General features: G+C 66.4%; 15 protein-coding genes. 5 read left to right on the plus strand and 10 right to left on the minus strand.

Annotation, left to right across the window (positions count from 1 at the left end):
• Positions 1-8: 8 nt before the first annotated feature.
• The 3 genes from DCM80_RS08125 to DCM80_RS08140 form a co-directional block, all read right to left on the minus strand.
• Entirely contained in the window at positions 9-2,546 is a 2,538-nt protein-coding gene (locus tag DCM80_RS08125) for a hypothetical protein (protein ID WP_257196500.1), read from the minus strand.
• A 12-nt stretch (positions 2,547-2,558) separates the two neighbouring features.
• Positions 2,559-3,740 carry a hypothetical protein gene (locus tag DCM80_RS08130; RefSeq protein WP_257196501.1) on the minus strand — a complete coding sequence of 394 codons (1,182 nt, stop codon included), beginning with the start codon at positions 3,738-3,740 and terminating at the stop codon, positions 2,559-2,561.
• A gap of 318 nt (positions 3,741-4,058) precedes the next feature.
• Complete coding sequence (locus DCM80_RS08140) at positions 4,059-6,398, minus strand: Tex family protein (protein ID WP_257196502.1); 2,340 nt, start codon at positions 6,396-6,398, stop codon at positions 4,059-4,061.
• A 539-nt stretch (positions 6,399-6,937) separates the two neighbouring features.
• Here DCM80_RS08140 and DCM80_RS08145 point away from each other — a divergent pair.
• Entirely contained in the window at positions 6,938-8,407 is a 1,470-nt protein-coding gene (locus tag DCM80_RS08145; protein WP_257196503.1) for an amidase, read from the plus strand.
• 106 nt (positions 8,408-8,513) lie between these two features.
• On the opposite strand, the gene DCM80_RS08150 is transcribed toward DCM80_RS08145, so the two are convergent.
• Positions 8,514-8,834 carry a hypothetical protein gene (locus tag DCM80_RS08150; RefSeq protein WP_257178188.1) on the minus strand — a complete coding sequence of 107 codons (321 nt, stop codon included), beginning with the start codon at positions 8,832-8,834 and terminating at the stop codon, positions 8,514-8,516.
• Positions 8,835-8,974: 140 nt separating this feature from the next.
• On the opposite strand from DCM80_RS08150, the gene DCM80_RS08155 reads away from it, so the two are divergent.
• Positions 8,975-9,883 (plus strand): PaaI family thioesterase, encoded by a 909-nt coding sequence (locus DCM80_RS08155; protein WP_257196504.1) that lies wholly within the window; start codon positions 8,975-8,977, stop codon positions 9,881-9,883.
• A gap of 67 nt (positions 9,884-9,950) precedes the next feature.
• Complete coding sequence (locus DCM80_RS08160) at positions 9,951-10,364, plus strand: hypothetical protein (protein WP_257196505.1); 414 nt, start codon at positions 9,951-9,953, stop codon at positions 10,362-10,364.
• A gap of 101 nt (positions 10,365-10,465) precedes the next feature.
• Here the strand turns inward: DCM80_RS08160 and DCM80_RS08165 are convergent, their stop codons facing one another.
• Positions 10,466-11,098, minus strand: coding sequence for a 2-dehydro-3-deoxy-6-phosphogalactonate aldolase (locus DCM80_RS08165; RefSeq protein ID WP_257196506.1), 633 nt, complete (start codon positions 11,096-11,098; stop codon positions 10,466-10,468).
• A 13-nt stretch (positions 11,099-11,111) separates the two neighbouring features.
• The gene (locus DCM80_RS08170; protein ID WP_257196507.1) at positions 11,112-12,026 is read right to left on the minus strand and encodes a 2-dehydro-3-deoxygalactonokinase; all 915 of its coding nucleotides are present in this window, start codon (positions 12,024-12,026) and stop codon (positions 11,112-11,114) included.
• A gap of 251 nt (positions 12,027-12,277) precedes the next feature.
• Here DCM80_RS08170 and DCM80_RS08175 point away from each other — a divergent pair, with 251 nt between their 5' ends.
• Positions 12,278-13,375, plus strand: coding sequence for an LLM class flavin-dependent oxidoreductase (locus DCM80_RS08175; protein ID WP_257196508.1), 1,098 nt, complete (start codon positions 12,278-12,280; stop codon positions 13,373-13,375).
• Positions 13,376-13,432: 57 nt separating this feature from the next.
• Positions 13,433-13,987 carry a flavin reductase family protein gene (locus tag DCM80_RS08180; RefSeq protein ID WP_257196509.1) on the plus strand — a complete coding sequence of 185 codons (555 nt, stop codon included), beginning with the start codon at positions 13,433-13,435 and terminating at the stop codon, positions 13,985-13,987.
• Between the two features lie 30 nt (positions 13,988-14,017).
• On the opposite strand, the gene DCM80_RS08185 is transcribed toward DCM80_RS08180, so the two are convergent.
• The 4 genes from DCM80_RS08185 to DCM80_RS08200 form a co-directional block, all read right to left on the minus strand.
• A complete protein-coding gene (locus DCM80_RS08185) occupies positions 14,018-15,439 on the minus strand; it encodes an FAD-binding protein (protein ID WP_257196510.1) in 1,422 nt (473 codons plus the stop codon).
• A 128-nt stretch (positions 15,440-15,567) separates the two neighbouring features.
• Complete coding sequence (locus DCM80_RS08190; RefSeq protein ID WP_257196511.1) at positions 15,568-16,455, minus strand: LysR family transcriptional regulator; 888 nt, start codon at positions 16,453-16,455, stop codon at positions 15,568-15,570.
• 131 nt (positions 16,456-16,586) lie between these two features.
• Positions 16,587-18,440 (minus strand): sigma-54-dependent Fis family transcriptional regulator, encoded by a 1,854-nt coding sequence (locus DCM80_RS08195; RefSeq protein WP_257196512.1) that lies wholly within the window; start codon positions 18,438-18,440, stop codon positions 16,587-16,589.
• A 96-nt stretch (positions 18,441-18,536) separates the two neighbouring features.
• Positions 18,537-21,842: a carboxyl transferase domain-containing protein gene (locus DCM80_RS08200; RefSeq protein WP_257196513.1), complete on the minus strand. Its 3,306-nt coding sequence runs from the start codon at positions 21,840-21,842 to the stop codon at positions 18,537-18,539.
• Between the last annotated feature and the right edge of the window lie 52 nt (positions 21,843-21,894).

Raw genomic sequence — 21,894 nt, forward strand, 5'->3', positions numbered from 1 at the left:
AGAGCATCCTAGCGCTCCCGTTGCCGCACAGGCGGCGCAACACGGCCGGGCTGAAGCGGCGCAACCCGGCTAGGCTGAGGCGGCGCAACTCGGCGAGGTCCGGCCGGCAAGCAGCGTTTGCCGAACGGCCCTGGGACGGTTTCGGCCGGACAGCTGATCGGACGGCTCGTAGAAGGCTCACGTTCTCCAGGCGCCTTCGGCTTCGACGGACGCGGCACGGGAACGGGCGAAGGCTTGACCGGCACAGGCTTCGGCGTGCGCGCCACGCAGGTGCCCTTGTCGTCACGCGTTTCGCCTGCCGCGCAGGGTTGCTGCGGCGAAAACTTCTTGCCGCTCTGTGGGACACACTGCGAGCGATCGTTCGGATTGACCGGGGCAGGACAGCACTCGCCGCTCGACGTCAGATTTCCGGCCGCGCAGCACTTTCCCGCCGCGGTTGGCACATAGCCGGCGGCACAACAAAGCGAGATCTTCGGAATCTTGAACTTCGGTTGGCATTGCGTTCCGTCGGCGCTCGGAGTCTGGCCGACCGGACAGCACACACCCTTCGAGGTCGCCTGGCTCTTCAGGCAACATTTGCCCGCGATCTTCACATAACCCGGCGAACAGCAGTCCAGGCATATGCCGCCCGGAATCTTGGGAATGAATTGCTGACACGTGCCGTTGACCAGAGCACCCGCGCAGCAAAGCTGCGCCCCGCCCGAGCCGGTATAGATGTGATCGTTCTCGCAGCACTCGTGGTTGGGACCGATCGCCGTTTGCGTCGTTCCGCACATCGGCTTGCCGATGTCGGTCGAGGGATTGCTGCAAGCGCCGCCGGGCCGAAGATCGACCGCTGAGCAGCACTTGCCGTTGACCAGAGTCTCGGACTTTGCGCAGTCCGAGGCACAGGCGCCGTTGCTCCACACTTGATTGATCGGGCATACGGGCTTGCCCCCGGGGCCGCACACATGGGTCTGACAGGCCCGGAAGCTCGGCGGCGGCGGCGGCAGCGGCACGCCGACGGGGCGCAAGCCCGGCAGAAGTTGCGCCGGCTGTTCGGCGCAGGTGCGCAGGATGGCGATGTCTCCCAGATGTCCCCGTGCGGACAGATCCGGCGGCGCGTCGGCATAGTCGATGAAATAGCTGAGCCGTGGCGGCGCGTCGTCACGCCGGATGCGCCAGGCCGGATTGCCCTGCAGCCCGTCGATTGCAAGCGTATCGCTCTGACCGAGCTGTGTGACGAGCTTGGGATCGGTGGCGTGCCGCAACTGCTCTCCGGTGGTCCAGACGAAGCCGCCGCAGGAGCGCGGATTGATGTTGCCGTGCTGGTCGTAGCTGTAGCCGATGGCGACGCCGCCATTGTCGTTGCGGAACGTCTCGGGAAAGCCCACCGCATATTCGTCCGGCACGGCCTGCCAGATCGGCTGCTTTGCCTCCGTGAGGCCGATCACCGTATAGCGCAGCACGCGGCCGGTCGACGGCACCGACAGCGCTTCGAAATCCTGGGCGCCGGTCGGCGCCGGCCGCTCGGCGAGATACATCCGACCTGCGTCGTCGAAGGTGATGCGCGATATCTCGGTGGCGCCGGCCGCGGGCGGCACTGCGACCTCGATCCTGATGTCCGGGCCGAACGAACCATCGGCGTTGAGGCCGACCGACCAGATCCGCGATCCCTCGGCGACCGCGTAGTAGAGACGATGATCGCGCACCGCGAGGCCGAACACCCGCCGTCCCGGCTCTGCGTAGCCCCAGGTCTCGGGCCGCGCACTGTCGAATTGCGGGCTGGTCAGATTGACGCCGGACCCGGCAGCTGCCGGCGAGGGCGCCATCCCGACGGCGGCGGTGCCGGTTGTGCCGTGATCGTAGGCGCCGAGATCAGCGCCATTCGTTCCGAAGCGATGGATGAGACCCGTCTCGCGGTCGGCGACGAACAGCGACTTCGTGGCGGGATCGTAGGCCAGTCCGCCGAGCGCTGCGCCCGAGTTCGCCCTTCCGGCGGTGACGACATTCGCAAACAGCTTCACCTCGCCGGTAAGGCCGTTGATCTTCCAGATCGACCCGGGCCCACCTCCGGGTCCCCACTGCGCCGGCATGAAAGCCGCACCGTTTGTCCCGAACCTGACGTGCTGCGGCTTGCCATCGCTTCCGGGCGCAACGATCGACAGCCCGTAGGCCGAGGTTGCCGCGGCATAGATGTTGGCCGGCGATTGGTCGTCCAGGGCGACGCCGAACACCTGCCCGATCCATTTCGCGCTCACCGTGAAGGGCTTTGGCGCTCCGACGAGCTGCGCCTCCGGCGGACCGCCCATGCGGCTGAGATCGACGACACGCAGCGAGGGTCCATCGGGATTGATGAAGGAGCGCGCATCGGCGTCCTGGCCGGGCTCGATCTCGAAGGGCCGGAGCCCGCCGGAGAAGCCGGTTACCGCGGCCTGGCCGGGCGCATAGATGCCGCGCGGCGCCTGGGCCGAGGCCGCACTGCCGAGCGCCAGAACCAGGCCCGATGCGATGGCGATGCAGCGCATCGCTGAGACGACGAACGATCTGTGTGAGCGAGGCTTCATGATTGCAGCCCCTCACTTCACGATTGGCTTGGGCACGCAGGTGCCGCTGTTCGAGTCGGGTATCGTCCCTGGCGGGCAGCATTGCCCGCAGGTCGTCATCTGCGCCGGATTGCAGCAACTGCCGTCGAACGCCATGCCCTGGGTCGGATCCGCGCACGGCTTCACGCATTCGCCGCTCTGGCCGATGCGTATCTGTCCCGCGGGACATGCCGGCGGCGGGCACATGCCGAACGGTGCGAAGCCAGGATTTGCCGGCTGATCTGTATTGTCGCAAAGGCACTGTGACAGGCCACTCGGCAGAATCGGGCCGGGATGCGTCTGGCGATCTGGATTGTTGGCTTCATAAGGGCAATCGCAGGCGAACAGCCAGCGATGCACGTCGGTCCCTGGATTTGGCACCTCATGCCAAGCCGGGACCATCGGCTTGGGACAGAAGCAGGATTGAACGGGGTCGCAGCCGGTATTCTCCTGCGTCGGCGGCAGCCAGATGGCCAGTGTTCCGTCCGGCGTGTCCGCTTTCGCGACCGTCGGGATGTTGTCGCCATATCCGCACTTCTGCCAGTTCGGATTGCAATTGGAGATGGAGCTATACGGGATGCAGGCCGGATCCTTCATCTGGTCGAAGTGACCCATGGGTTGGCAATGCTTGACGTCGACCGACCCGCAATAAGCCTTCTGCGGCGGCGGCCGCGTGCAGTTGCACCCAATCCCCAACCCGCCGCACAGCAAATCCTGAGCGCATTCGCCGAGGTCGAAACCAATGGAATTCGTGCTCTGCTCGGTTTCGCAGGAGCATTTTGCGATCTTTTGGGCCGAGCTGTTCTCCTTCAGTTTCTTGTAGATGTCGGCCGGAATGGAGCTGCCGAATATCGCCTGTAGCTTGTCGGCGATCACGTCGCCGGAGCCCGTCGCCTGTGCGCAAAACTGATCGACCAGGGCTTGTCCCTTGCCCGTGTCCGATCCCTGGATCGCCACGCCGGCGAGGGCCAGATCCAGCGCAATCGCGATGTCGCAGTTGGTCTCGCTGTCGGAACAGAGCGATTCGCAATCATATGTTGCCTTGAGCGTGCCGTAGAAAGACTTGGCGAGGTCCTCGAGGCTGCACCCCGCGCGCGCCGGTGACGCGAGCAGCAACATCGCGGCGACGACCACCGCACCATACCTTCGCAAGCCGGCTGGAAATTCGATGCGCATCGTCCCCCCCGCAACCTGAGGCAGCAAGATTGCGGTCGAAGGCTAAGCCGATCCGCCTCGGCCCATATTGAGGTGGCTCAATGACCCCGCGATATCGAGACGCCGATCGGCATCAACGCACCTCCAGCTCGTGGGCGACGGAAACCGTAATTGCACCGTCGGTCCCGGCCCGTTGTCGCCCAGCGCGATCTCCGCACCGTGGAAGCGCGCTGCGGCGGCGACGAGCTGAGGCCAAGTCCATTGCGCGGCGGGCGACGTTGTCGCTGACCTGCAATGACGACGTGGATGGAGGCTGACCTATGTCGGGCTGTTCAGCTGCTACACCCGCTTGCCGCCGTTCTTCTCGGCCGCGCGGCGCAAGGCTTCGGCGAGGGCGCCGCCGCCGGAAGAGGACTCCTGCTTGCGCGGGGCTGACGAGGTCATGCGCGAAGGGTTGCGTGCGCCGTTGTCGCGCTGCATGCCGGGGGCATCCTTCTTGGTCCCGACCTCGTCGTCGAGGCGCAGCGTCAGGGAGATGCGCTTGCGCGCGACCTCGAAGTCCAGCACCTTGACCTTGACGATGTCGCCGGGCTTCACAACCTCGCGCGGATCCTTGATGTAGGTCTTGGACATTGCCGAGATGTGCACGAGGCCGTCCTGGTGCACGCCGATGTCGACGAAGGCGCCGAACGCGGCGACGTTGGTCACGGTGCCCTCGAGGATCATGCCCTTCTTGAGGTGCTTGATCTCCTCGACGCCCTCCTTGAACACCGCGGCCTTGAACGCCGGCCGCGGATCGCGGCCGGGCTTCTCCAATTCCTTCAAGATGTCGGTGACGGTCGGCAAACCAAAGGTCTCATCGACGAAATCCTTCGGCTTCAAGGAGCGCACGATTTCGCTCGAGCCAATCAGCGCCTTGATGTCGCTCTTGGTGGCCGCGAGGATGCGGCGCACCACCGGATAAGCTTCCGGATGCACGCCGGAGGCATCGAGCGGGTCCTCGCCGCCGAGGATGCGCAGGAAGCCTGCGCACTGCTCGAACGCCTTGGGACCAAGCCGCGGCACGTCCTTCAGCGCCTTGCGCGACTTGAACGGGCCGTTGGCGTCGCGGTGCGCCACGATGCTCTGGGCAAGGCCGGCGCCGACGCCCGACACGCGCGCGAGCAGCGGTGCGGAGGCGGTGTTGACGTCGACGCCGACGGCGTTCACGCAATCCTCGACCACGGCATCGAGCGATTTGGCGAGCTTGGCCTGGCCGAGGTCGTGCTGATATTGGCCGACGCCGATCGCCTTGGGCTCGATCTTGACGAGCTCGGCCAGCGGATCCTGCAAGCGGCGCGCGATCGACACCGCGCCGCGCAGCGTGACGTCGAGATCCGGCAATTCCTCGGAGGCGAAGGCGGAGGCCGAATAGACCGACGCGCCGGCTTCGGACACCACGATCTTAGACATCTTCAGCTCGGCGAGGCCCTTGACCAGCTCGGTCGCGAGCTTGTCGGTCTCGCGCGAGGCGGTGCCGTTGCCGATCGCGATCAGCTCGACCTTGTGCTTCATCGCCAGGCGCCCGAGTGTCGCCAGCGACTCGTTCCACTGCCGCTGCGGCTCGTGCGGATAAATCACGCCAGTATCGACCACCTTGCCGGTCGCATCGACCACCGCGACCTTGACGCCGGTGCGGTAGCCGGGATCGAGCCCCATGGTGACGCGGGTGCCGGCTGGCGCCGCCAGCAGCAGGTCGCGCAGGTTGGAGGCGAACACGCGCACGGCTTCGGTCTCGGCCGCGTTCCACAGCCGCATGCGCAGGTCGATGTTCAGATGCACCTGGATCTTGGTGCGCCAGGCCCAGCGCACGGTATCGACCAGCCAGCGGTCGCCGGGGCGCTTGAGGTCGGCGATGCCGAACCGCTTCATGATCTTCAATTCATAGGCGCTGGGCACGCCTGGCGGCGGCGCCTCGGCCTCGGCCTGAATCTGCAGGTCGAGGATCTCTTCCTTCTCGCCGCGGAACATCGCGAGGATGCGGTGCGAGGGCAGCTTGGTCAGCGGCTCGGAGAAGTCGAAATAGTCGGCGAATTTCTCGCCCTCGGTCTTCTTGCCGTCGCGCACCTTGGAGGCCATGCGCGCGTTGGTCCACATCTCCTCGCGCAATGCGCCGATCAGGTCGGCGTCCTCGTCGAAACGCTCGACCAGGATGGCACGGGCGCCGTCGAGCGCAGCGGCGGCGTCAGCGACGCCCTTCTCGGCATTGATAAAGCCTTCGGCCACGATCTTCGGATCGTTGCCGGGCTCGGCGAGCAGTTGATTGGCGAGCGGCTCCAGGCCCGCTTCCTTGGCGATCTCCGCCTTGGTGCGGCGCTTCGGCTTGAACGGCAGATAGATGTCTTCGAGGCGCGCCTTGCTGTCGGCAGCCATGATCGAGGCTTCGAGCGCGGCATCGAGCTTGCCCTGCTCGCGGACCGATTCGAGGATGGCCTTGCGGCGGTCTTCGAGCTCGCGCAGGTAGACCAGGCGCTCCTCCAGGGTGCGCAATTGCGCGTCGTCGAGCGCACCGGTCGCTTCCTTGCGGTAGCGCGCGATGAAGGGAACCGTGGCGCCGCCGTCGAGCAGCGTCACCGCCGCCTCGACCTGCTCGCTGCGGACCCCAAGCTCCTGCGCAATTTTTTGGTTGATATTTGCCACGCGAGATTCCCTTTATCCAAGCCCGCGGTGCGGCGGCGAAGCACCGGCCACGGGACGCCGCTTATGGACCAACCGGGGCTGATTCATCAAGGTACGGCGGAGGGCCGTCGACAAGGGATTTTTTTCTCGAACCGATGCGATCTCGCCACATTCGTGGGGAGGCGCGTGACTGACGCTGCGCTGCGTCCGGGGCACGAGCGGAGCGTGCGCCTGCTCTCTCCGCACCGTCATTGCGAGCGAAGCGAAGCAATCCAGAGTCTTTCCACGGGGGGATTTCTGGATTGCTTCGTCGCAAGGGCTCCTCGCAATGACGGAGTATGAGGCCGCACTGGTTCTTCGACTTCCGCCATCATTCGTCGCAACCGGGCCGGCGATGGCAGCGAATATGTGGTTGCAATTGTCACACCGCTGCCGGATTGAGACGGCGCGCGCCCGCGACCCCTCCGCCTCGCGCAACCCTGCCCCTCGCGCCGGCTCAGTTGATTCAGGCCCTCCCTTGCGAAAAAGCTGGCGCCGCACCTTGAGAGGATTTGGATTTCATGACGTTGCCGATGAGCTGGAGTGAATGGTCGCAGCACGATGGCGTCGCGCTGGCGGGCCGCGTCCGCAAGGGCGAGCTGACGGCGAAGGATCTGGCGCGCCAGGCCGCCGCGGGCGTTGCCAAGGTCAATCCGGCGCTCTCGGGCGTGGTCGAGCTGTTCGAGGACGCGATCGCCGATCCCAGCAAGGACGGCGCCAATCTCGCAGGTCCGTTCGCCGGCCTGCCCTTCCTGATGAAGGATCTCGGGCCGACCATGAAGGGCCGGCTGCAGGAAATGGGCTCGCTGCTGATGCGCGGCAACCGCGCGAGCGCCGACACCTTCCTCACCGGTAAATTCCGCCAGGCCGGCCTCAATTTGATCGGACGCACCACGACGCCGGAATTCGGCGTGTGCTCTTCGGCCGACAATCCCGCCGTCTACGTCACGCGCAATCCCTGGAATACCGACTACACCACCTGCGGCTCGTCGGCGGGCAGCGCCGCGATGGTTGCCGCCGGCGTGGTGCCGATCGCGCACGCGACCGACGGCGGCGGCTCGATCCGCATTCCCGCCGGCGTCAACGGCAATATCGGATTGAAAGTCTCGCGCGGCGTGTTCTCGCTGGCGCCCCACATGTCGGACCTGACCGGCCTCGTCTCGATCCAGGGCTGCCAGTCGCGCAGCGTGCGCGACACCGCCGCCTTCGTCGATCATGCGAGGGGACCTGCGCCCGGCGAGTTCATGCCGTTCTGGACCACGGCGCAGCCCTATTCGGAGATGATCAAGCGCGATCCCGGCAAGCTGCGCATTGCGCTGTCGCACACATGGGGCGACTATACCGCGACGCCCGAGATCGCCGCCGAGCTGGAGAAGGCCGGACGGTTCCTCGAAGGCCTTGGCCATCACGTCGACTACGCGCTGCCGGAGATCGACCTTCCCGCCGCCTTCGCCGCGCAGACCACCTGCTACATCTCGAACTTCGCTGTGGTGATCTCCAACATGCTCGCCGCGCGCGGGCTGGAGAAGCCGCCGGAAGACCTGATCGAGCCCATGAACATCCGGATCTGGGAAGCCGGCCGGCACACCAGCTTCGCCGAGCGGGCGAAGATGCAGGCCGTGTTCAACATCACCTCGCGCGGCTTCGGCGCCTTCTTCGAGCAGTGGGACGTGATCCTGACGCCGATCACCGCGCTGCCGACGCCGAAGGTCGGCACCAGGGAATATCTCACCATCGCCGACAATCCCGATGTGCTGGACTGGTTCGGCAATCTCTGGCGCTTCTTCGCCTTCACGCCGCTCGCCAATCTCTGCGGCATGCCGGCGATCTCGATGCCGATGGCAACGCAGGACCATGGCCTGCCGCTCGGCATCCAGGCCATCGCCAAGCAGGCCAATGACGGGCTGTTGCTGCAACTCGCCGCCCAGATCGAGCGCGCGCTCGACGGCAAGTGGAACGGCGGCAAGAAGCCGAAGGTGCATGTCGGCTGAGGCGGAGCCGTTCCGCGCCGCTTGGTAGCCCGGATGTAGCGTAGCGCAATCCGGGGCGCGGCGGCGAAGATTCCTGGATTACGCTGCGCTCCATCCGGGCTGGATCTCAGTTCTTCACCGCGGGAATCTCCTCCGCCATCGGCTGCTTCTGGCCCTGCTGGTACATCGCCAGCGCCTTGTCGAGGGCTTCGCGCAGCGCCAGCGCAGCGGCGACGCTGCATCGCAAGTGCGCGGTCTGGACCACGTCGACCCTGACGGCGGCACCGACCGGCATCAACAGGTTCGCGGCGAGCTCGATCTGGATCGCGCCGTTGTGGTGGCCGAAGCAGGACGCGCCGTCGAAATAGACGATCGGCGCCCGCTCCGCGCTGGAGCTCGAAATGGTGACGGGCCCCTGATTGGCGGCGGGCGTTTCGGGGTCGGCCATGGGCGCTCCTTGCAGTTCGTTGGCGTACGAAGCGTCCACCATCGGCGCTTCGGCCCGCCCTGTCGAGACCAAACCGCCTGCGGTGCGGGGGCCTGTCCGGGGCTTTTGCGCGGCAGCCGACACTGGTCTAGAACGTCCCCATGAGCACCATACCGACCACGCTCCCGTTCGAGGAACTCGCCGAAGCCGTCAAGGGCCGCCGCTCCGATTACGGCCATATCAGCGGGCTCCAGCTCGACCGCTTCGCCCCCGCCGAGGCCTGGTCGAGCCTGCCCTACCGGCCCGTCTTCGTCGGCGACACCGAGACCGGGGTGCTGCATGGCGGCGTCGTCACCGCGATGCTGGACGAGAGCTGCGGCATGGCGGTGCAGCTCGCACTCGACGGCACGCGCGCGATCGCGACGCTCGACCTGCGCATCGACTACCAGAAGCCGGCGACGCCGGGCCTCGACATCAAGGCGCATTCGGTCTGCTACCGCACCACGCGCTCGATTGCCTTCGTGCGCTCCACCGCCTATCAGGAGTCCGAGGACGATCCGGTGGCGACCGCGACCGCCTGCTTCATGATCGGCGCCAACCGCACCAACATGCTGGCCGATCGCCAGATGGATGCACGCAGCATCCCGATGCTGGAGGCGCCGGAGGATCCGGATGGGCCGTTCGCGCGCAGCCCGTTCGCGCGCGCACTTGGCATCCGGGTCAACGACGACGGCACGCTGACGATGCCGTTCTCGCCACAGATCATCGGCAACCCGATCCTGCCTGCGATCCACGGCGGCATGACCGGCGCCTTCCTCGAGACTACGGCCGTCACCGGCGTCGCGCGCGAGCTCGGTACCGCCGCGCTGCCCAGGCCGATCGGCCTCACCGTCAATTACCTCCGATCGGGGCGCGCGATCGATACGTTTGCCAACGTCTCGATCGTGAAGCAGGGCCGGCGTATCGTCGCCTTCGAGGCGCGCGCATGGCAGGACGATGCGGCGAAGCCGATCGCCACCGCCTTCGGTCATTTCATGCTGCGTCCGACGCCGGGAAGTGACGACGAATGAACGCATTTTAACTTGACGGCCGCGGCTGCGGCCACAACGATAGCGCGTCCCCGCGAGAGGTATTGGATTGCGGCATCCGCTCGACATTGTCGCCATGTTCGCCGCACTCTGGCTGCTCGCCTCGATGATGCTCGACGCGGTGACGCCGAAGGAGCTGACCGCGATCATGTTCGCGGCCGCGATCGGTCCCGCGATATTCATCACCGCCGTGTTGTACTACCTGCGCTGCCCGCGAACGGACTTCGCGGTGATGTTCGCGGCGCTCTGGCTGATCTCGGACATCGCGATCGCCTTCGTCTCGTCGGAGGTTTTGCCGCATTTCCTGATCGTGCTCGGCTTCTTGCCGGCGCTGGTGGTCGGCGCCGTGCTGCACTGGCAGACCTTCACCTCTCCCCGACGGGGAGAGGTCGGATTGCTTCGGCGCGCAATTGCGCGCCCGAGCAATCCGGGTGAGGGGCCGCAGCACTCAGCGAGACCGTAACCCCTCACCCGGATCGCATCTTTCGATGCGATCCGACCTCTCCCTTCGAGAGAGGTGAACCAAGTCGCACCGGCGACATCACGCCCTCACGGTCGGTCTATTTATTCCTTCGCAATCGCCCGATCGTAGGCTTCGACCGTCACCTTGGCACGCGCCGCGACATCGGCGACGCTCATGCCGGGCTTGTAGAGGCTGGAGCCGAGCCCGAACGCGGTCACGCCGCCCTTGATGTATTCGGCAAAATTCTGGTCGGAGACGCCGCCGACGGCGGCGATCATCACGCCTGAGGGCAGCACGGCGCGGATCGCGGCGATGCCGGCGGCACCCAGCACGCTCGCCGGAAAGAACTTCAATCCCGATGCGCCGGAGCGCGCGGCCAGCAGCGCCTCGGTCGGCGAGAACACGCCGGGCAACGTCACCATGGCGTATTGATGTGCCCGCACCAGCACCTGCGTGTCGACATTCGGCGAGACCATCAGCCTGCCGCCGACGTCGTTGAGGCGATCGACATCCGCGGTCGTCAGCACCGTGCCGGCGCCGATCAACACGCCTGACGGCGCCTGCTTCACGGCCGTTGCGATGGAGCGGAACGGATCGGGCGAGTTCAGCGGGATCTCGATCGCGGTCAAGCCGGCTTCGATCAGCCCGCCGACGATGGCCTCGGTCTCCTCGGGCTTGACGCCGCGCAGGATCGCCACCAGCGGCCGCTTCATCGACGGAAAGGCAACGCTCATCTCGAATATCCTTCTATTTCGTCCAGATCGCGGCAGACGCCATCGACAGGCCGCGGCGGACCGCTTCGTCCGCATCGACCGGCTGCACCGCGACCGACAGCGCATCGAAGGCTTGCCGGTACAGCATCGCAAGCCGGCCCGAGGCGATTAGCGTAACACCGGCTTGCGGCACCGCGCCGGAGAGGCCGGCGGCCAGCTCGACGCCGATCAGCGTGCCCGACAGCGTCTCGCGCGCCGCCGCCGGCGTGCCGCCGAACAACAGCTGGCGCGAGCGCGCCGTGAACAGGAGATTCGCGGCGAAGGCCGGCCCCGCGTACGCGGCCTTGACCGCGGCCTTGAAGCTCGCGACATCCTCGGCCTCGTCGGCGCCCGCGACCGCGAGCGACAGGATGGTCTCGCGCGCGACGACGCCGAACAGTTCGCCGGTCATGAAGGTGGAGAAGCGTTCGACGATGCCGCCCCTGACGCGCACCCATTTCGAATGCGTGCCGGGCATGCAGACCAGCGCCTCGCCCACCGCATCGAGACCGAGCGCGCCGAGCAGCTGCGTTTCCTCGCCGCGCATGACGTCAGGCGCGGCTGCATCGCGCTGGGCGATGCCGGGCAGGATGCGGATGTCGCGCGCCTGTCCGGGCACGCGCACGGCCTGGTTCAGGATCGCCGGGAGCGGAGCCGGCGTGTCGACATAGCCGGCCTCGATCCAGCCGGTCTTGGCGCCGGCCATGCCGCAGACGAGAACCGGCAGCTGATCCGGCGCCTCGACCGCCGCGAGATGCGATTGCAGCACCGCGGGAAAGCCGGTCTTGGCGGCGGCCAGCATGCCTTCATCGCTGCGGCGTTCGGCCAGCACCTGGCCGGCACGATCGACCAGCCACAGGCGAAAACTGCTGGTGCCCCAGTCCACCGCGACATAAGCGGGTTCGGTCATGCGAAACTGCCCTCGTCCACGGTCAGGTTCTTGTCTCATCTACAAGCTCTTGTCTCACCTGCAAGACGCCGTCTCACGACAATGAGACGATCTCTTGTGGGCCATCGCCGAGATACCGGCTATTGCGCGGGCAAACCAGCCCTTTCTCTCCAACTCGAGCCTCCATGGCGCTGGCACAGCGCTTGCTGAAGCCTCTCCGCTCAACTCCGTCAACGCGCGACAAGACGCGTCAACATCAGATGAGGAAACCCATGGAGATCGGCTATTTCACGATGCCTTCGCATCCGCCGGAGTGCGGCCTGAAGGAAGGACACGATTGGGATTTGCAGGTCCTGCGCTGGCTCGACGAGCTCGGCTATCAGGAAGCCTGGATCGGCGAGCATCACACCGCGCCCTGGGAACCCAACCCCACGCCGGATCTGTTGATCGCGCAGGCGCTGATGCAGACCAACAAGCTTCGCATCGGACCGGGCGGCTTCCTGCTGCCCTATCACCACCCGGCCGAGCTCGCCAACCGCGTCGCCATGCTCGACCATCTCTCCGAGGGCCGGCTCAATTTCGGCGTCGCTGCATCTGGCCTGCCGAGCGACTGGGCGATGTTCAACGTCGACGGCATGAGCGGGCAGAACCGCGACATGACCCGCGAGGCGCTGGAGATCATCCTGAAGATGTGGAGCGATCCCGCGCCCTGGACCTACAAAGGCAAGTTCTGGACGGTCTCCAAGCCGGACACGATGTTCGACTTCCTCAAGCCACACATCAAGCCGCTGCAGGCACCGCATCCGCCGATCGGCGTCGCCGGGCTGTCGAAGAACTCGGACACGCTGAAGCTCGCCGGCGAGCGCGGCTTCATCCCGATGAGCCTCAACCTCAACCCGGCCTATGTCTCCAGCCATTGGGACTCGGTCGAGATCGGGGCCGCCAAGACCGGACGCAAGCCGAACCGCCAGGACTGGCGGTTGGTGCGCGAGGTGTTCGTTGCCGACACCGATGAAGAGGCCTGGAAGCTCTCGACCGGCGACATGATGGGCCGGATGATGAGCGAGTACTTCCTGCCGCTGCTCGGCCATTTCGGCTTCAAGGACTATCTGAAGCACGCGCCCGACGTGCCTGACAGCGACGTCACGGTCGAATATTGCGCCAAGCGGAACTGGATCGTCGGCTCGCCCGCGACGGTCGCCGAGAAGATCGAGAAGATCTACGACGAAGTCGGCGGCTTCGGCGTGCTCTGCGTGTTCGGCTTCGATTACAAGCACAAGCCGGAAGCCTGGCACCACTCGCTTTCGCTGCTGAAGAACGAGGTGATGCCGCGCCTTACGCATCTCGGCTCGGCGAAGAAGGCGGCTTGACGCATCGCGGGTGCGGCGCGATCGTGCCGCACCCGCATTCATTTCGGAGATGTCGGCGTGACGGTCGATGCCAAGGACTTCAAGCAGGCGATGCGCCAATGCGCCGGCGCGGTGGCACTGGTCACGGTGGGGGCCGAGCACGGCAAGCGCACGGGATTGACGGTGACCTCGGCCTGTTCGCTGTCGGACAATCCGCCCTCGCTGATCGTCTGCGTCAACCGCAATGCCAGCGCCCATGCGCGCATCCGCGAGGAAGGCGCGTTTGCGATCAACTTCCTGCACGAGGATCATGCGCTGCTCGCGCTCACCTTCAGCGGCCAGAAGGGCGTCAACGGCGACGACCGCTTCGCCTTCGGGCAGTGGACGCGGGGCGCGACCGGCGCCCCGGTGCTGAGCGACGCGGTCGCCGCGTTTGACTGCGTGCTGGCGCAGGAGTTCGAGACCAGCACGCATTCGATCTTCGTCGGCGAGGTGCGCGACGTCTCGCATTCGGCCATGGCGACGCCGCTCGTGTACTTGCGCAGCAACTTCCATACGCCGCGGGAGATGCGCGAGGGCGTGACGATCGGCGACCTCGACGCGCGGCATTTGAGCTGGACGGATTTCTCCTGACGATGCCGCGGCCAGTGCCGGATCGGCGATCTAGAACAGCTCATAGCCCGGAGTGAGATGGCTGCCGGGGTCATGCCTCTGCTTGGCTTCGCGCAAGAGCGACCATCGCGCACCGAAATGATCCGTCCAATCGCTGGACGACATCGGAAACGCGCTCACTGGATACAACACCCCACCTGCGCTGCGAATACGCTCATAGAGCTCGCGGTTTCGCATGACCAGCCGCTCCGCATTCGCCCTGTCTGCCGACGCCGGGATACGGATCAAATTGAACGGAAACACGACGCCTTCGTCAGGAAGCCGAAGCAGAGGCGTGCGGCATCGGTCAGTGAACATCGGATAGCAGGTGATGCGCCCGAACGGGCCCAGATCATCGCTGTTCAGTTCGGCAATGACATCGCTCGCGATCTTCAGCGCCTTGCTGCCCGGCAGATAGGTCAGGAGCCAGGGATGCGGATTGAGCCATTGGCCGCTCGCCCGCAGGATCTTCTCGAGCTTGGCGAACGCGTTCGCGTCCTCGCCGAACGTCAGGTCGGAGACGGTCTCGCGCTTGTCCGCCTGTCCCTTGAGCAAGGCCCCGTCGTCAGGCAACTTGCCGTCGTAGAAGACGCCCGCCTCCAGTTGATAGCGCCAGTCGCCTGTGCCGTCGGGCACGACAGCCCCCTGCAACTGATCGAAACGCGCCTCTTCCAGAACGCGCCGTTGATCTGCCGTCAGTGAAGCAAGGCCGGGATAGGACAGCTGAAATCGGCGAACCCGTTCGGGTGCGCGCATCAAGCGAAGCGTCGCTTTGACGATGATCGCGCATTGCGCAAGTCCGGCTCGAACGGCATCGAAGAGCTCGGAATGCGTGGTCGGCGAACAGGTCAGTTCCACGCCTTCGCCGGTGACGACATCGAGTTCCAGAACCTGATCGGTCTGGAGACCGTGCCGGGATGAGGATCCCCCGATTCCCCCGACGGCAAGCGTGCCGCCGACGGACAGTTCGAGGTAATTGGTCAGGACCGGCGGAACGAGCCCTTTGGCCAAGGTCGCATCCACCACCTTGTGCCAGGTCGCACCGGCATCGACCACGACGCGATCCGGCTCGATCCGATGGATCGTGGCCAGCGTGCCGATATCCATCACGATGCCGTCCTCGGCCATGGCCCGGCCGTAGGTTGCGTGACCCTGCCCGCGCGCCGCAACCTTCAGCCCCTGGTCTTTGGTCCAGCGCACGATGTCAGCGACCTCGCCGCTCGTCGCCGGCTTGCAGACGGCCCGAGGCCGTCTATCCACGATGTGGCCGAAATCCTGCGCGGCCGCCGCGCGAGATTCTGCATCGCTCGCGAGCAGGGGCCCGGGCGATTGCGAATCGCGCGTTCCGGGCGGCTGTCCGGCAAGAGCAGCGGAAGCCAGCGTCGCGGTGACGCCGACGCCCGCATGGAGCAGTGTCCGTCTGTTGGGAGTCATGGCGCAGTCCTTCTCGCAGGGCGCAAGTGCCCTTGCGCGTCAAGCTGCGATGGCTCCGGCGCCGGGACAACGGGCGCGGCGCGAGATAGACATTCCCACCAATCGGTAGAATGCGTTCCGGACGTCGCTCAAAGCCGCTCGAGCTTCAGCCTCTCGGCCAGGAGATCGACGAAGAGATGCGTCTTGGCAGGCGGTATCGCGCTGGGTGGAAACACTGCACGCACGGGCGTTCGTGGTGCCTCGAAATCCGCGAGCACGATTTCGAGAGCCTCCTGGTCGACGAGATCGCGGATCTGCCAGAACGGACCATATCCGACACCGATGCCATGACGAGCGGCAGCATGCGCCGCCGTGGTGCTGTCGGTGCGAAAACGGCCATTCACCTGTACGGTGGTCAAGCGGCCGTCGATCCGAAACCGCCAAATATCGGCTTCGCCCTGGGCAGTCCTGCGCAGGATGCATTGATGATCGGCAAGATCGCCGGGCTGGCGCGGGCGGCCGCGGCGCTTGAAATAATCGGGCGCGCCGTAGACAACCGTGCGCAGCTCTCCCAGCCGCCGAGTCTTGAGTGAGGAGTCCGGCAATTCCCTGATTCGGACGGCGAGATCGAAGCCGTCACCGACGACGTCAACGGGCCGGTCGGACATGTTGACGTCGGCCTCGATCTGCGGAAAGCGCGCCATGAACTCGGCAATAGCCGGCACGACATGGGTGGCCCCGAACTGGATCGGCGCGGCGATCCTGAGCAACCCCGACGGCTCGATACGCCGGTTGGCCGCCTCCAGACGCGCTTCGCCGATCTCGGCAAAGGCTGGCTTGACACGGCGATAGAACGCAAGCCCCGCCTCCGTCGCCACCGACTGCCGCGTGGTCCGCCGCACCAGCTCGACCCCGACGCTGCGTTCCAGCGCAGCCAGCGCCCGGTTGACCGACTGGAGCGAGCGCCCCAACCGGCGCGCAGCCGCGGTCTGGCTGCCGGCCTCGACGACAGCCAGAAAGACTTCGATCTCCTCCATCGAGCCGTCTCCTCTCTCGCAATTTGCGGCAATGCCCGTTCGCGGCGGCCCATCCGGCGCGGGACCTTTCAAGCGCCGCCCACATTCCGGACTTGTTTCGGCGGAAGTGGGACGTCGGGCCGGGCCAAGGATCAAACGGCCTCGATCCTCAATTGCTTGATCTTCCGGTAAAGCGTGGCACGGCTGAGTTTCAGCGCGCGGGCCGCTTCGCTGACGCGGCCGCCGTGCCGGTGCAAGGCTGCGATGATGGTCGCGCGTTCGGCACTGGCAAGATCCGGCTCTGCCGTCCGTCCGCCGAACGACGGCAGATCGAGGTCCGCATCGGTGATGACGCCGTTCTCCGCGGTGCAGCCGGCGAGCCGCAGCACGTGGCGAAGCTGGCGCATATTGCCGGGATAGGGATACGCCGAGAGCTGCGACCACGCTTCGTCCGAGAAGCGACAGTTCGACGCCTCCTCGCGCGCGATCTGGCGAATGATATCGTCCCGGTCGGCGCGCTCGCGCAGCGCCGGCAAACGCACCTCCAGGCCGCGCAGGCGAAAATAGAGGTCGGCGCGGAAGGCGCCCTCCTCGGCCATGCGGCCGAGATCGCGGTGGGTGGCGCTGATCAGGCGGATGTCGACCGCGACCGGCTTGAGCGCGCCGAGCGGCCAGACCTCGCGGTTCTCCAGCACGCGCAACAGACGCGTCTGCAGTGCGATCGGCATGTCTCCGATCTCGTCGAGGAAGAGCGTGCCGCCATGGGCCTGCACGATCAGGCCCTTCGAGCCGTCGCGCCGCGCGCCGGTGAAGGCGCCGGCCTCGTAGCCGAACAGTTCGGCGTCGATCAGGCTCTCCGGCATCGCCGCGCAATTCAGCGCGACATAATTGTTGCGCGCCCGGTTGCTGCCTGCGTGAATGGCGCGCGCGAACACGTCCTTGCCGACGCCGGTCTCGCCCTGCAGCAGCACCGGCAGATCGCGATCGATGACGGCCGCGAGCCGCTTCACGCTCTTGACCATGTCGGGATCGCGGCCGGCGAGCCGATGCAGTGCGTCGAAGCGATCGACGGGCGCGTCACGGCGCGGTGCGATGGGCTTTGCGCGCACCGGCGGCGTCAGATGCCCCTGGCCCAACGGACTGCCATCCGCCCGACGCAGCTCGACGAGCTCGTCCGTGCCGCGCACGGCCTGATGATCGAAACTGACGTAGCGGGACACGTCGATGCCGGAGGCGATCATGCCGTCGGTGAGTCCCAGCAGCGCACGGGCGGAGCGGCAGGCGCCGACGACGCGGCGGTCGTCGTCATAGGCGATGAGGCCGCTGCCACCGTCACCGGGGATGGTGGCGATCCAGGCGCTGCGGAAATGGGCCCGGAAGATCGCGCCCTCCATCCGCCGGGTCGCCTGCATCGTCACCGCGAGCGCGAGCTGATGCGCGGTGCGCTCCAGATCCTCACGGCAGGAGGTGATGTTGACGGCGCCGGCGAGCCGGCCGGCCTGGTCGAACAGCGGCGCCACGGCGCAGGAGAATATGTGCCACTGCGCGCGAAAATGTTCGTCGCGATGCACCAGGATCGGCTTCTGCTCGGCCAGCGCCGTGCCGAGCCCGTTGGTGCCCTCGAACGTCTCGGCAAAATTCGAGCCGGTGTAGATCTTCCAGTCGAGGAACTGCCTTGCGTCGGCTTCGCCCGGCAGGCGGCTGAACAGCATCGTTGCGTTGGCATCAGCGAGATTGACGCAATAGCCGGCGTCACGCAGCGCACGGGCGAGATCATCGAGCTCGGGCGTTACGAGCCTGATCGTCTCCTCCATCGGCTCGGCGGCATGCCGGACCTCGGCCTCGGTGAAGGTCTGCGGCGGTCCCTGCCGCGCCGGATCGAGCTTGTGGCTGACGAGACACCGCCGCCAGGAATTGGCAATTCGCGAGGAGGCATCGACGTCGGCCACATGATTGGCGACGGACAAGACGCGGGCGACATGGTTCGAGGCCGACAGGCTGGCCATCGCGGACGTCTCCACCCTGTATTATTGTGCAAAGTCTGGCACCACAGGCGGGGATGTCAATCGGGAACCAACGGCTCCATCATTGCTGCACCGCCCTCACCACGTGTCGATGCACGGCCGCTTCTTCGCCGTCCGCGCCGGCGGCTTCGGCACCGAACGGAGCCCGGCCATGATCCAGCGCCGGGTCCCGGCGGGGTCGATCACGTTGTCGATCTCGAACACCGAAGCAATCGAGACCGCCTTCCCGTTGGCGTAGAGCTCGGCGACCTTGTTGCGATAATAGGTCTCGCGCTCCTCGGGATCGGAGATCGCCTCCATCTCCTTGCGGAAGCCGAGGCGGACATAACCCTCCAGGCCCATGCCTCCGAACTCGCCGGTCGGCCACGCCGCGGTGAAGAACGAGGCGTGGAAGCCGCCGCCGATCATCGACTGTGCGCCGAGACCATAGCCCTTGCGCAGCACGATGCCGAACAAGGGCACGGTGAGGCTCGCGCCGGTCACGAACATGCGCGAGACGTGGCGCACGATCGCGGTCTTCTCGGCCTCCGGACCGACCATGAAGCCGGGCGTGTCGCAGAGCGAGACGATCGGCAGATCGAAGGCGTCGCAGAGCTGCAGGAAGCGCGCGGCCTTATCGCCGGCATCGGCATCGATCGCGCCGCCGAGATGGCGCGGATTGTTAGCGATCAGGCCGAACGGCTTGCCTTCGATACGGATCAGCGCGGTGATCATGCCGACGCCGTAGTCGCGGCGCAGCTCCAGCACGGAATCCTTGTCGGCGACGAGGTCGATGACGCTGCGGATGTCGTAGACGCGCAGCCGGTTCTCGGGGATGGCGCGCCGAAGCAAGCGCTGGTCGGCGGCTTCCCACTCCGTCACCGCGCCCTGGAAGTAGGACAGATATTTCTGCGCGACGGACGTTGCCTCCTCCTCGTCTTCGACCAGGATGTCGATGACGCCGTTCGGCGACTGGAACGAGACGGGGCCGACCTCGGCCGGATGATAGACGCCGAGGCCGCCGCCCTCGATCATGGCCGGGCCGCCCATGCCGATCGAGGCGTTCTTGGTGGCGATGATGACGTCACAGCAGCCGAGCATCGCAGCGTTGCCGGCGAAGCAATAGCCGGAGACGACACCGACGACAGGAACGAGCCCGGACAGCCTTGCGAACTGCACGAAGGACGGGCCGTCGAGCCCGGTCATGCCGAGCCGGTCGGTGTCGCCGGGCCGGCCGCCGCCGCCCTCGGCGTAGAACACCAGCGGCACCCGCCAGTCTTCCGCAAGGGTCAGCATGCGGTCGATCTTCTTGTGGTTCATGTGGCCCTGCGTGCCCGCGAGCACGGTGTAGTCATAGGCCACAACGATGCAGCGCGCGCCCCCGGGGCCGAACTTCTCGCCATTCACCGTGGCGACGCCCATGACGAGGCCGTCGGCCGGCGTGTTCTTGATGAGATCGTCGAGCTTGCGCCGGCGGCGCTGCGCGGCAATCGCGAGACTGCCGTACTCCATGAACGAGCCGTCGTCGACGAGCTGGGCGACGTTCTCGCGCGCGGTGCGCTGGTTGGTGTTGCGGCGGCGCTCGACCGCGGCCGGACGGTTCGCATCCAGCGTGTTGGCCTGGCGGGCGATCAGCTCGGCAAGATCCGGGCGGATGTGATCGAGATCGAAATCGGCTTCGGCCGTCGTGCGATCAGCCGCAACGTCGAGCGGCTCCAGATACAGGATCGGCTCGCCATGCAGCAGCGTGACGCCGTCGCCGGCGACGAGCTTCATGACCCGGCCGCCCTGCTCGGCCATGACGAGATGCTCCATCTTCATGGACTCGATCACCGCGAGCTGCTGGCCCGGGCGCACGATGTCGCCTTCCTTCACCTGAATGGTGACGATGGTGCCTTGCAGGGGCGCCGCGACCATCACCGCGCCTTCGGGCACCACTTGCGCGACATGCGCCTCAGCAGCGTGCGCGCCGCTTCGTTCCACCGCCGCGAAGTAGAGCGGCTTGGCCGCGCCATCGGCGGCCTCGACCAGCTTTGCAATGTTGCGGTCGATGAAATCGGTCGCGATGCGGTTGGTCCTGAAATCGGGATGCGCCAGCACCGCCTGGAGGAAGGCGATGTTGGTGACGACGCCGTCGATCCGGAACTCGCGCAAGGCGCGCGACGCCTTGGCGACCACGTCGTGCCAGGCTTCGCCCGGCGTATGCACGATGACCTTTGCCAGCAGCGAGTCGAAGGCGGCGCTGGTCTTGTAGCCGGCGTAACCGAAACTGTCGACGCGGACGCCGGGCCCTGAGGGCGGCTCGAACACGGCGAGCACACCGCCGGTCGGATGCGTCGCGCCTGACACGTCCAGCGTCTCCATGTTGACGCGGAGCTGCATGGCATGGCCGCGCGGCTTCGGGATCGATTCCTGCGCGAGACCGAGGGACGCCAGCGAAGCCCCCGCGGCGACGGCGAGCTGGGCGCGGACGAGATCGAGGCCGAGCACCTCTTCGGTCACGGTGTGCTCGACCTGAAGCCGCGGATTGGCCTCGATGAAGGCAAAGCTGTCCTCGGCGGTGCCGTCGACCAGGAACTCGAAGGTGCCGAGATTGTCATAGGCCGCGGCCGCCGCGAGCTGCCGCGCCGCATCGATGATGCGGCCGCGCAGGGGATCGCTGAGCGAAGGGCTCGGCGCCACCTCGACCAGCTTCTGGTGCCGGCGCTGGATGGTGCATTCACGCTCCCACAGATGGGAGATGGCGCCATGGCGATCGCCGATGATCTGCACCTCGATATGGCGCGCCTGCCGGATCAGGCGCTCGGCATAAACCCCCTCGAAGCCGAAGGCGGCCTTGGCCTCCGACTGGCAGCGCGCATAGGCCTCCGCGAGATCGGAGGCGTTCTCCACCACGCGCATGCCGCGGCCGCCGCCGCCCGCCATCGCCTTGATCACGATCGCCGCGTTGCTGCCGAGGGAGGTGAAGAACGCCGTGATCTCCTCGAGGCTCGACGACCCGCTGGTGCCGGCGATGATCGGCACGCCATAGCGCTTTGCCAATTGCCGTGCCGCGACCTTGTCGCCGAACAGCTCGAGCGCCGCCGGCTTCGGGCCGACGAAGGTAAGACCTGCATCGGCGCAGGCCTTGGCAAATGCCGCGTTCTCGCTGAGGAAGCCATAGCCGGGATGCACGGCGTCGCAGCCGGCGCCGTTCGCCGCCGTCACCACCGCATCGATGTCGAGATAGGCCCGCGCGCCGCGGCCGGGGATTTCGACCGCCTCGTCCGCAACGCGCACATGCAGCGACAGCGCATCGTCGGCGGGATGGATCGCAACCGTCGCGATGCCGGCATCGGCCGCAGCACGCGCGATGCGGATGGCGATCTCGCCGCGATTGGCGATCAGGAGCTTCTTGAACGACATGATATCTCTCACTCGGACCGCAGCAGAACGTTTGGGATCGAGATCATGCCGC

This window comes from Bradyrhizobium sp. WBOS08 (assembly GCF_024585125.1).
Lineage (GTDB): Bacteria > Pseudomonadota > Alphaproteobacteria > Rhizobiales > Xanthobacteraceae > Bradyrhizobium > Bradyrhizobium japonicum_B.